Genomic DNA, 12356 nt, shown 5'->3' with positions numbered 1-12356 from the left:
GGACGTTCAATTAATGATGTAACACTTTCGATAAAAAGTTTTGGGCACGTTCAGAATCAGGATTCGTGAAGAACTTGGCAGGTGATGCCTGTTCCACGACTTTACCGTCTGCCATGAAGATGATCTCATCGCAAATTTCTTTGGCGAAGCCCATTTCATGGGTCACGACGACCATCGTCATACCACTTTCAGCAAGTTTACGGATCGCATCGAGAACTTCGGTGACCATCTCAGGATCGAGTGCCGAAGTCGGCTCATCGAAAAGCATCACTTGCGGATCCATTGCGAGTGCACGTGCTATCGCGACACGTTGTTGTTGACCACCTGATAGTCGGTTCGGATACGCGTCGAATTTATCGCCGAGACCGAGCGAAGTCAGTAACTCCTTCCCTCGCGTTTCCGCTGCACTTTTGCTTAGTCCTTTTACATTGATAGGCGCAAGTGTGACATTTTGCAACGCCGTGAGGAAAGGATAGAGATTAAAGCTTTGGAAAACGAAGCCGATTTCAGAACGCGCTTTATTAATATTCACTTTTCTATCGTGGATGGAAACGCCGTCTACTACAATTTCTCCGTCATCAATTGGCTCGAGCGCATTGATCGTGCGAATTAATGTAGACTTTCCTGCTCCACTTGGGCCTATGATGGCCACAACGTTTGATTTAGGTACTTCAAGCGTGACATCTGTCAGCACTTGGTTCATACCGAATGTTTTATTTACGTTTTTTATAGAAATCATTTCTGGCACTCCTTCACATCAAACTTCATGAATTTTCTCTAGCTAATAATTTTTGTTCGATCGCCCGAATGATCATGGATAACGTGAACGTCATCGCAAAGTAAACGAAACCGATGAATGTCCATACTTCAATGGAACGCATACTAGTGGCAACGAGATTCTTTGCGTTCAACGTTAATTCCGTTGCACCGATGACCGAGATCAAAGAAGAGTCTTTAATTAGCATGATGAATTGTGAAGCTAGTGGCGGTAGAACTCGTCGGAATGCTTGCGGTAAGACGATCAAGCGCATTGCCTGCCAGTACGTCATGCCTGACGAACGAGCCGCTTCCATCTGCCCTCTTGGCACTCCTTGTATTCCTGAACGAACGATTTCTGCTATGAATGCTGCGGTAAAGACAGCTAGACCGATAATCGATGCCCAATAAGAACCGAGTTTTAAAAATTGGCCGAGTACAAAGAAAATCCAAATCAACAATACTAGCAACGGCACGCCGCGCATGACTTCTACATAAGCTGAGGAAAGAATACGGATGAAACTATTGCGGGAAATCCTACCCATTCCAATCATAATACCTAGGGGAATAGCCAGTAATAATGCGATCGCTGAAATTTCAAGTGTTTTCAACGCCCCTGCAATAAAGATATCCATATTTTGCGATATTACACTGAAGTCATATTCATAACCGCCCATATTATTCTCCCGAAACCTTATCTAGCCAGTCGCTTTCCTCAAACCAGCGACTTCTGGATGCCAATTCTTCCGGGCTATCCACATAGCTATGCAAGAATGAATTCAACCATTGAATCGTTTCAAAATCATTTTTCTTCACTGCAATCCCTAAGTTTTCAGCAGACAGCAAACCTTCGAGCTGATGAACTTCCCCTTCGTGCTCTAAGCGCCATACCGCAATAGCAGGTTCATCGTAAACGACTGCATCAGCTTGTCCTGAACCCATTGTCGTAGCTGCCAACGGGAAATCTTCGAAATCTACTACTTCCGCATTTTTGAACTGAGACTTCGCAAGCAATGCACCCGTAGTCCCGATACCTACAGCAATTTTATTCCCTTTGACGTCAAGCTCTTCCCATGATTTGATACCTTTATTGGCAGCTGGCACCATGATCGCCTGGCCTGTTTTATAGTAAGGATTGGACATGCTAATGGATAGTGCACGATCCCCACGAATCGTCATACCTGCGATAACCATATCGACTTCACCTATTTGCAAAGCTGGTCCTAAGCCGTCAAATACGAATTGCTTAAATTCTACTTCCGTATTGAGCGCTTCACCTACTGCGTTTGCTAGATCGATATCGTAACCGACAAAACCGCCATCGATGCTTTTCATTTCAAAAGGGAAATAACCTGGCGCAATTCCGATCACCAATTTTTTGTTGTCTTTAATATTCTTTAACGTGGACTTCTCTGTTGACCCTGATCCTCCATCGTTACTACTACAACCCGCGACGACCAATATTAGGATTAGTAATAGTGCTGTAAACATCTTCTTCATACATTTCCCCTTCTCTCTCTTTGCTGGTATAAATATTCTAAATTAATACAATTATAAGATACCACCTACCAACTGTCTACAAGTATATGTATACGTTTGCTTGTATACTCCCTATATCGGATAAGATCTTATAACGATTACTTTCTATACTATTTAATATACATCATGGTGAATAATTATACAATAGTAAATAGTTTCATTATGCATGACGAAGGGGAATATAGTAATACTAGTATCGCCTCGAATCAAAAAACGACAGTTCTTAGAGATTTCTCTCAAGAACTGCCGTCATTACTTTTATGGAGCATAGGGGGCTCGAACCCCTGACCTTTGCACTGCCAGCGCAACGCTCTCCCAGCTGAGCTAATGCCCCTCATATCTGGTACAATATAGAGTATATCAACTGTTCGTTTAAAAGACAATAGGCAAGAAAGGTGGTTAAGAGTATGCAGCATGAAGAAAAAGAGTTGTCTGAAATTGTTTCTCTGTGTGACTCCAAAGGGCTTCTGAATCCTGAATCAATAGGATACGCACGCAGCCCTTTAGTGAGAAGCAATTTAAGAGGACAGTTCATGAAGAAGAAACGCTGGAACAATTGGTGCATCTACGGGGAAGACATTTTATTAACTACCTCGATTGTACATCTGGATCATAAAGTAATTTGTCTAATTTACATACTCAACTATGAAACCCAGCGTTTCTATGAAAAACATGTAACTCTCCCTTTTGGAAGACGTATTAAAATGCCAGAGGAAGCCCTCGATAGTATCAAGTTCGTACACGACGATATTACGATTCAATTCGTTCATATGCAAGGCGAAACGCATCTATCCATTGTCATTCCTGATTTTGATAATGAAGTATTGCATGCAGATTTGCATATTATTCATCCCGAGAATGATGAATCATTGAATGTAGTCATTCCGAAAAGTCGGGACTCATTTCACTTCACTTCCAAACATTCGATTATGCCGACCGGTGGATATGTGCGTTTTGGTGATCGACGTTTTGATTTCAATCCATATTACAGTTTTGCCGTTTGTGATTTTGGCCGCGGCGTGTGGAATACCCGAACGAATTGGGACTGGGCGATGGCTTCCCAGCGGACAAGTGGTAAACGGATTGGCTTGAATTTCGGTGGTAGTTGGACGGACGGTACGGGACTGACGGAAAATGCCGTCTTCGTTGAAGGCACTATGTATAAATTTCATGAGGATGTACTATTCGATAGCGATAAGGAAGACCCGAAAAGCGCATGGAAAATCCACACAAAATTTTCGGATGATATCCAGTTGACGTTTAAACCATTTTTCCAATGTCCAACACTTGATGATTATATCGTACGCAAGATGTCGGTTAATCAATATGTCGGCTATTTTCATGGAAAGATTCGACTACCAAGCGGACAAGTCTTACCGATTCGACAGATGCTCGGTTCAATTATGGAGCGAAAGTATAATTAATTAAGCTTTTCCTCACCCACCTGTCTACAAAGAGATCATTTTTTGTTTAAGGTCGCTCTTTTAAGGAGATAATACAAGTAGTATATACTTTAGAAAGGGTGGCGCTTATGTCAGTAATGCGAATGTTATCCATTGCAGGAGTTTCATCTATTTTACTTCTCGGAGGCTGCGCGTCAAAAGACGAAGCACCAAACAATGACGATGCGGTCAGCATTGAAAATGAGGGTGAAGGTAGTACCATAAACACGGGTGACGGTTACGGCTTCACAGATTTCGATTTAACGATCAAGAAAGACAATAAGAAAATCGAGACGGATTATGAAGATGTAAAGCCTGGTGATGCAGAGTATGTCAATGAGTTCCAAGAAGTCAATCTAGAAGGCAATGAAGCGATTGACGATATGCATAAAATGTTTATGGAAATTTTGATTGATAGCGGGACTACTAAAGAAGAAGCGATTGATCGCATTTTGCAGTGGTACGGTCTCGATACGTATGATGAATTCGAGTTGGATGTACAGTTTACAGACGACAAGTCTCTTCATATTGATGAGAAGAAGTAATAGCTGGTACAAAATGCAGAATAAAGCGGACCGTTAATTCGTATATGAATTAGCGGTTTTTTGCATGTCTTTTTATTAATGGTTTAGTGTAAATAAAGTAAGATATACTAACCAAATTAATTCGTAAATCCTACGATCCCACTACTAATTGACAGTTTGGGTTAGAACCCGTTGATCTGCGTTGCAGCCGGACGCGTTCCGGAGGGCGGGCGGTGAACCACACTCCTCGCTTCGCTCGCTAGGTGTTTCACCTGTCCCGCTGATCCTCCCGGAGTCGCCGGCTTCCACTCCGATCAACTAGGCGAGTGCAAATAAACCACGCTACACAATCGCCCCCGATTATTGAAAGTTTTAAATAATCACGAAAAACAATAGTGTTACCAGAATAGAAAGAACCAAGATCGTTGATAAAATTCTACCTACTTTTGCTCCCCAATCGCTCTTGAATTTATAACCAATAATTAGTGCTGGTATATAAAAAGCAAGAGAATAAAACACTGTATAATGCATACCTGTATTAACATTTGACCAAGGTTTTACACGTATGAGACGCAAGATATAATCGCCAATAGCATCGTATTTTCCAAAGGAGACAGAAAATAATAAACCCAATATAAATAGCAGTAACGACAATGAACCCCATCCGATTTTTTTATGAGTTTTAACATTTCCAATACTACTGCTAACCATTAGTTTCACCCTCTTTCTGAATTTCAATCAATCTTAATATGGTCCTATTCTGGAACAAAGCTATGCTTGTAATGCCCCCGATTCTGATGAAAAGTTATATGTCTTTTGCTCAACTAAAACCAAACCTAATTTAAATAGAAAAGACAATACGAAAATAATCATTAAAGTTCTTGGTATTACATACCTATCAAGAGCTAGTTCATAGCCTCCCGAAAGTAAAATAACGGCAAAAGTAGTTTTATTGCTCATTGTCGACCCCGTAAATCACTTAACAAGTTGGCTCGTTTCAGCCACAACATTTCTCAAACAACGACACCCATTAATATATACCATTCATTATTTCTTTACACTATCTAACAAAATAAACCCAAACACCACGCCAGCTATTGTTTGAATGGTGGAATTTCCCGGATACATGATTTCTGGTACAAACGGAAGAATATTCTCCCCCGCTGGTGTAAATATTAATACACACATAGATAATACACCAAGTGATGGCAACCCAATCCCCATGAATTTAGCCCAATCAAAAGTCCATTGTCTATTCTCTTTCATTTCAATTATAAGTTTTGGCAACCTGAGCAGTATCCCAATACCAATAGGAAATATTGTTGAAAACAAAATAAATGATAGTACTTCATAATTTTTCATATATTCTTGTTTCAACAGGAACTGATATTTAGCACCTAAATAAATCATAACCCCTATAACCATTGTCCATCCGAAGTAATAAAAGAACTTTCTCATAAAGATCCTCCTTTTTGGCTCGATTCTTGAACAATCATAGTTCTACTATTTATACGCCCGTAAAGTGTAAAAGTGTTCAACCTATTGAATGTTTCAAATTCAAGTAACTCTGTTCAGACATCCTCATTCCACTCTCAAACATCAGAAAGAGACACTAGTTGATCGGGAATAAAGGCCCACGATCAACCAGCCCCCACTTACTCTTCATGATTCAACATCCCATTAAACACGCCTTTGCGTTCCAGCAGTTCTTCGTGACTGCCCGATTCGATTAGCTCGCCGTCTGCCAGTACGAAAATTTTGTCTGCCTGCTTGATTGTATTCAGACGATGTGCGATGACGAAACTAGTCCGTCCTTCCATCAGGCGCTCTAGCGCTTCTTGAATCGCTAGCTCCGTCACCGTGTCGATACTGCTTGTCGCCTCATCAAGCAACAGTAACGCCGGGTCCGCCACTAGCGCACGGGCGATGGATAGTAGTTGCTTTTGACCTTGCGAAATCTCTTCCCCGCCTGCTGTCAACACCGTATCATAGCCCATCGATAACTTGTTAATGAAGCTGTGGGCGTTGGCCTTTTTGGCGGCCTCTTCCACTTCTTCGTCCGTTGCGTCGAGTCGGCCGTAACGAATATTTTCGCGCACGGTCGCTTCGAACAGGAATGGATCTTGTAAGACGAAGGCCATTTGGCTGCGCACAGTTTGACGCGGTAGATCATCGATTGGGATACCGTCGAGTAGGATTTGTCCGCTATCTACTTCGTAAAAACGTGACAGCAATTGCATGATGGTGGTCTTCCCTGCTCCTGTTGCTCCAACGAAAGCCGCCGTTTCGCCTGATTGAACATGGAAACTGAGGTTCTTGATAATCGGTTCCTCTTCATAACTAAACGTCACATCGCGGAACTCGACATCGCCATGTAATGTTTCGATCTGCTTCGTGGCTTCGTCTTTTTCAACAGGCTCGTCCATGATGGCAAACACTCGCTCTGCACCTGCGATGGCGGAAAGTACGGTGTTAAATTGATTGGCCAGATCATTCAAAGGGCGCGTAAATTGCCTCGCGTATTCACTGAAGATGACAATCGTTCCAACCGTTACGTTGCCATATCCTGTCACCGCCAGCAGTCCACCTACTCCCGCAACCATCGCAAACGACATATTATTCAGCGTGTTCATCACTTTCGGAATGAAACCTGAATACGTCTGCGCCCAGAAACCCGCTGTACGAAGACGTTCGCTTTTTTGCGCGAACTCTTCTATGACGTTCTGTTCTTGCGAGAACGCTTTGACGACTCGTTGACCCGAAACCGTTTCTTCAATCATGCCGTTTAATTCACCGATTGCGCGCTGTTGTTCTTTAAATAAAATACCCGTACGTCGAGTGATCCAACACATCGCAATGAACATTAAAGGGACGATGATCATCGTCAGCAACGTCAATAACGGACTGAGATACAGCATGATGGATACCGTACCGACGAGTGTCAGCACACTAGAAAACACTTGAATCAACGAAGAATTTAGTGTTTGACTAACGTTTTCAATATCATTCGTCACGCGGCTCATCAATTCACCATGTTGGCGTTTATCGAAGAACCGAATTGGCAACTTCTGTAGATGGCCAAATAATTGCGTCCGCAGACGGTAGACAGTTTGCTGTGCGATTCCGACCATCCAGTAATTTTGAAAATACGTAGACAATGAGAAGCCTGCATACACAAGCAGTAATAAACCAATCTGTATACTGAGCCCGTCCACTTTTTTCGGAATGATGAACTGGTCGATAATGTGTCCAATCATCAAGGGGCCAATTAGCGCTAGGGCTGAACTGATTAAAACAAGGATCAACACTGTAATCAGTAACCCTCGTTGTTGATCAACCAAACGCCAAATTCGTGCGAGCACGGACTTCCAGTTACCCGCTTTCTGCACTTTTTTACGTTGTACTTTTGATAAATCTGCCTTCCGGATAATCGGTTCATAACCAAATGGTTTTCGCATCATGCTACTCCCCCATTCTGTTGCGATTCCGCAATTTCCCGATAGAAGCTGGACGTTTGAAGTAGCTCTTCATGCGTACCATAGCCGACGATCACGCCATCTGATACTAATAAAATCGCATCAGCAATTTGAGCGGTTTGTATTTTTTGCGTGACGATCAGCATCGTCGTATCTTCTTCCTGCAAAGCTTTCCATAATGAAGACTCAGTTTTGACATCGAGCGCACTGGTGCTATCATCCAAAACCAATAAAGACGGTGTACGAATCAACGCGCGAGCAATCGACAGTCGCTGTTTCTGACCGCCAGATAAATTCACACCGCGCTGCCCGACACGTGTTTCATAGCCATCTGTAAAGTCCATGACAGACGAATGAATTTGTGCTTTTTTAGCGGCCTTTTCGATTTCATCGGCAGTGGCATTCGGTTTGCCCCATGACAGATTATCAGCGATCGAGCCCGTAAAAAGGATCGATTGCTGCGGCACGTAGCCGATTAGGTTTCGTAACGTATCGAGCGGCCAGTCTGCTATGTTTTTACCATCAATCCACACCGTACCTTGCGTCGCGGTGAACATGCGCGGGAGTAGTTGAAGCATCGTCGATTTACCGGAACCGGTAGCCCCCATGATGACGAGTTTCTCGCCCGCTGGAACTTCAAACGACACGTCTTGGAGCACGTCTTCAGTCGTTCCTGGATAACGGAATGATACGTGATCGAAACGAACAGAAACAGCACCTGGGTGGCGATTGTCAGCGACCTCTAGCTTTTCAAGATCATCATCGGCAACTAGCAGTTCTTCCATTCGATCGGAAGACGCTTTTGCGCGAGAGAAGATCACAATCAAAAAGGAGAACATCGAGAAGGCACTCGTCATGCGCATCGTATAGTTGACGACCGCTACGACATCTCCAACAGGCATATTAGAATTGCGGACTTCATCTGCACCGAACCAAAGTACCGCCATAAAACTAACGTTCATAATAAACAGTAACACTGGCAAAATTAATTCCATTAAGCGCATCGCCTGTACACTATCTTTTTTCAACGCACTTGCCGCTTTAGAAAAACGGTTCGTTTCAAAAACACCTCGTAAATAGGCTTTAATGAGACGAACCGCTTGTAAATTTTCTTGTACGAGATGATTGACACCGTCCAAACGGCGCTGGACTAGTCCAAATAAACGGACTCCTTTGCGCGCCATGACGATAAGGAATGCAGCTAAGAAAGGGGCACCGATCAGTAGGAATACCGCAAGTTTAGGACTGACGACGAATGCCATTATCAAACTTCCAAGCACCATCAACGGCGCACGTGCCATAATTCGTAATCCCATGAAGAGCGCGTTTTGTGCAAGCGTCACGTCACTTGTCAAACGTGTAATGAGACTCGACGTCGGAAAGCGCAAAAATGCCGCGAGTGAAAACGTTTGGACACGCTGAAACAACGCTTGTCTAAGATCATAGCCGAAACTTTGTGCAGCATGTGCAGCGAAATAGGAATTGACGACGCCCGAAAAGAGCGCCACAAAGGCGAGTCCCATCATGACGCTCCCCCAAATCAAAACCGTGTTCAAGTCTTCTTTCATAATTCCTTCATCTATAATTCTACCGATCAGCAGAGGCTGCATTAATTCGACCGATAGTTCAAGTAACATGAGTAAAATGGCAATGAACATTGGCCATTTATAAGGTAGTGCATAGCGGAAAACCGTCTTCATCTGATTCACCCTTTACGTGCCGTCTTTACCTCATTATGTCATATAGGAATATGGCGTGTACAGGCGCAAATCTATACTTCGCTGTGGTCGTACTCTTGTATTGATTCCGGGAACGGAGCGTTTTCCTTCTTGCGATTCCCTCCGATGGATAACCAAATAACCCCTACCAGCATAATGGCCGCGCCACTTATTTGCCAGACACCCATCGACTGACCGAGCCAGAACACAGAGACAATCATCGCTGTGAGCGGTTCGAAACTGGAAAGGACGCTTGTTTCAACAGGTGAAATATACGTCATACTTTGCAAGAACATGATGAATGCAAGCGTTCCCATAATGATGACAAGTAATAACATACCCATCGCCGGACCGTTGAGCAATGCACCAAGATTCATGAAGAACATCGGTAAGTTGATGATGAATAACGTCACGCCACCAATGAACATCCCCCAGCCGACGACGAGTAATACACCCCACTCCGACATAAGAACTACGGGATATAACGTGTAAAAAGTGAAGGCAAATCCCACAATTACTCCCCACACAATCGCAGACGTATCTAAAGAAATGCTGGAGAATGAACCGTTTGTCAAGAGCAAGATCAAACCGAATAAGGCAACGATCATACCGATTACTTGACTACCTGGCGGGAATGATTTCTGAAAGATCGAAAGCAGTATGATGATATAGACCGGTGCAACGAACTGGAATAATGTTGCGACTACTGCGTCACTATGTGCAATCGTTTGGACGAATCCGTACTGGACGCCAAGCATTCCGATAACACCAAACATTACCATTTTACGCAACCACAACTTCTGTCTCATAGGACGGCCAATTTGTATGCCTTTTGCTTTTAATAACGCTAGCACTACAGCACCCGCAATTGTCAAACGTAGGATTAACATCATAGAAACTGACATTTCGCTATAGTCCAAAATCCACTCCATCATCGGTCCAGTAGCGCCCCATAACATCGAACCTACAATAATCATTATAATACCTTTTAATCGCAACATGATCCCATCACCCCTAACTAGATTGTTGTTTTTCACCAACATAGTATAAAATTCTCATGCCAGCTGTAGACAACACTGAAACTTCATTTATAATAGTCATATAGTAGAATTGGAAAGGAGTACCTCTATGCATACAATTCCGTTACCAGAGACTAGCGAACACCAAGAACTAGTCGATAGTCTAAATAAATACCAATTAGTTACACATACTGACGGCGAAGGTCTAATCACCTATGCCAATCAAAATTACCTAGCTGTTAGTGGTTGGACTCCCAAACGTATTTTAGGTAAATCGTTTTGGCAAATGTTTTCGGATCAATCTCAAAGTCAGGAAATAGCGAACTCCATTTGGGATTGTTTGCTGTCCGGAAAAACATGGGCAGGTAAAATAGAAAAAATGACGCGCATAGGTGAGCCGTTCTTTGTGAATACACTTGCTGTCCCTACCCTATCCAATGCCGGAGAACTGCAATCTGTGTTCTTTCTGGAACTTGATATTACAGAAGATGTACGCTTGCAGGAACGCTTAGGAGAAATTGCATTCATTGATATAGAAACTGGACTGATGAGTCGCCATAAGCTGGAACAAGTAGTCAATGACTCTATCGCAAAAGCAACGCATTTTTCATTCGTTTATTTGACAATCGATCATTACTACACTATGAAAGAGCTGCAATCTCAAGAATCTGAGACGCAGCTAATCCAAGAGTTCACCAACCGATTAAAGCGCTACTTCCAGGATAGTCCCATTGCGCGTATCGATACGAATAGCTTTGTCGTGCTGACAGCTTTCGGCGATTGGTATATTCAAGGTTTCTATGAATTCTTAAAACAACAACCTATCTATCTTAGTCACAATGCGCAAACTCTTTCGATTAGCGGCGGGATTGTACGTTTCCCTGAAGATCAAAGAACATACACGCAACTATATAAAGTCGCGATGACTGCTGCAGCCGATGTCATCAGTCAAGGTGGCGGACGGATTGCTTCTTTATCAGCTGAGTCTCATAAAATTCTAAACCGCCGTTTGGAAATCGACCGCAAGATGCTGACAGCACTGGATCGCAATTCATTGCATGTAGCCTATCTGCCGCAATTTGATGTAGCGAGCGAGAAAATCACTTGCTACGAAGCGCTCGTCCGTTGGGAAGATGAAGATCTTGGCATCATCAGTCCCGACGAATTGATTCCGATTGCTGAAGAAAACGGTCTGATTGAAGAAATCGGTGCGTATGTGGCAGAAGAAGCGATGACGTTCGTAACGAAATGGCATCGGGCAGGTAATGATATGAATATTTCCATCAACTCATCCATTCGTGAATCGTTAAACCCACAATGGAAAGACCGATTAATCTCCATCTTAAATGAAACAGGATGCCCCGCAAACAAAGTACAATTGGAGTTCACAGAAAAATTCGCGCTTAAAGCGGAAGAAGAACAATCTGTACTGGCGCAAATGTCCGAACTGCAAAACCTCGGTTTACAGTTCACTCTCGATGATTTCGGCTCTGGATACGCATCGTTGCGATACTTGCAGCATTTGCCAATTACCAGTGTCAAAATTGACCGCGTCTTTATCGATACGTTGTTGAGTAATCCGAAGACACAGAAATTGATTGAAGGATTGATTCAACTTTCGAAAAAAATAAACTTATATACGATTGCAGAAGGTGTCAGCAATGAACAGCAATTTGCGTTGCTGAAAGAAATGGGCATCGATGCGATGCAAGGTCATTTCATCGGAATGCCGATGCCTGCTGAGCGAATCGAAATTAAATAAACTATCGCCACCAAATTAGATGGAGCTCCTTTCATAAAGAAAGGGCTCCATTTTTGTCTATCTTGTTCAGTTGTGGTAAGTCTGAGCGCGTTTGATTACAGCTTACTGTACGGGAGGTGA

Annotated in this window: 12 protein-coding genes and 1 tRNA gene; 3 read left to right on the top strand and 10 right to left on the bottom strand. The window is 43.1% G+C overall.

Translation table 11 applies throughout. The annotated features are described in order from the left end of the window. Positions 1-10: 10 nt before the first annotated feature. The 4 genes from SporoP8_RS11580 to SporoP8_RS11565 all read right to left on the bottom strand — a co-directional run bounded on the left by SporoP8_RS11580 (position 11) and on the right by SporoP8_RS11565 (position 2629). Positions 11-739 (bottom strand): amino acid ABC transporter ATP-binding protein, encoded by a 729-nt coding sequence (locus SporoP8_RS11580; RefSeq protein ID WP_085132641.1) that lies wholly within the window; start codon positions 737-739, stop codon positions 11-13. 25 nt (positions 740-764) lie between these two features. After that, positions 765-1433, bottom strand: coding sequence for an amino acid ABC transporter permease (locus SporoP8_RS11575; protein ID WP_085132640.1), 669 nt, complete (start codon positions 1431-1433; stop codon positions 765-767). Between the two features lies 1 nt (position 1434). Continuing rightward, entirely contained in the window at positions 1435-2256 is an 822-nt protein-coding gene (locus tag SporoP8_RS11570; protein WP_085132639.1) for a transporter substrate-binding domain-containing protein, read from the bottom strand. A 300-nt stretch (positions 2257-2556) separates the two neighbouring features. Then, positions 2557-2629 (bottom strand) — tRNA-Ala (locus tag SporoP8_RS11565). Positions 2630-2828: 199 nt separating this feature from the next. Here SporoP8_RS11565 and SporoP8_RS11560 point away from each other — a divergent pair. Both SporoP8_RS11560 and SporoP8_RS11555 read left to right on the top strand, forming a co-directional pair. Continuing rightward, positions 2829-3719: a DUF2804 domain-containing protein gene (locus tag SporoP8_RS11560; protein WP_420066728.1), complete on the top strand. Its 891-nt coding sequence runs from the start codon at positions 2829-2831 to the stop codon at positions 3717-3719. Positions 3720-3826: 107 nt separating this feature from the next. Further along, positions 3827-4282 carry a YusW family protein gene (locus tag SporoP8_RS11555; RefSeq protein ID WP_085132637.1) on the top strand — a complete coding sequence of 152 codons (456 nt, stop codon included), beginning with the start codon at positions 3827-3829 and terminating at the stop codon, positions 4280-4282. 351 nt (positions 4283-4633) lie between these two features. Here the strand turns inward: SporoP8_RS11555 and SporoP8_RS11550 are convergent, their stop codons facing one another. From SporoP8_RS11550 to SporoP8_RS11525, 6 genes are all read right to left on the bottom strand, one after another. Next, a complete protein-coding gene (locus tag SporoP8_RS11550) occupies positions 4634-4972 on the bottom strand; it encodes a hypothetical protein (protein WP_085132636.1) in 339 nt (112 codons plus the stop codon). A 60-nt stretch (positions 4973-5032) separates the two neighbouring features. Then, positions 5033-5221 (bottom strand): hypothetical protein, encoded by a 189-nt coding sequence (locus SporoP8_RS11545; protein ID WP_085132635.1) that lies wholly within the window; start codon positions 5219-5221, stop codon positions 5033-5035. 87 nt (positions 5222-5308) lie between these two features. Continuing rightward, positions 5309-5719 (bottom strand): hypothetical protein, encoded by a 411-nt coding sequence (locus SporoP8_RS11540; RefSeq protein ID WP_085132634.1) that lies wholly within the window; start codon positions 5717-5719, stop codon positions 5309-5311. A 197-nt stretch (positions 5720-5916) separates the two neighbouring features. After that, the gene (locus tag SporoP8_RS11535) at positions 5917-7722 is read right to left on the bottom strand and encodes an ABC transporter ATP-binding protein (RefSeq protein WP_085132633.1); all 1806 of its coding nucleotides are present in this window, start codon (positions 7720-7722) and stop codon (positions 5917-5919) included. Then, positions 7719-9437, bottom strand: coding sequence for an ABC transporter ATP-binding protein (locus SporoP8_RS11530; protein ID WP_085132632.1), 1719 nt, complete (start codon positions 9435-9437; stop codon positions 7719-7721). The genes SporoP8_RS11535 and SporoP8_RS11530 overlap by 4 nt, the downstream gene beginning before the upstream one ends. Before the next feature lie 71 nt (positions 9438-9508). Beyond that, positions 9509-10456 (bottom strand): DMT family transporter, encoded by a 948-nt coding sequence (locus tag SporoP8_RS11525; RefSeq protein ID WP_085132631.1) that lies wholly within the window; start codon positions 10454-10456, stop codon positions 9509-9511. 127 nt (positions 10457-10583) lie between these two features. Between SporoP8_RS11525 and SporoP8_RS11520 the strand changes: the two genes are divergently transcribed. Beyond that, positions 10584-12236, top strand: coding sequence for a sensor domain-containing protein (locus SporoP8_RS11520; protein WP_085132630.1), 1653 nt, complete (start codon positions 10584-10586; stop codon positions 12234-12236). Positions 12237-12356: the final 120 nt, after the last annotated feature.

Source organism: Sporosarcina ureae, assembly GCF_002101375.1.
Lineage (GTDB): Bacteria > Bacillota > Bacilli > Bacillales_A > Planococcaceae > Sporosarcina > Sporosarcina ureae_B.
Note: the sequence above shows the minus strand (reverse complement) of the source record. Positions and strands in the feature narration are given on the sequence as shown.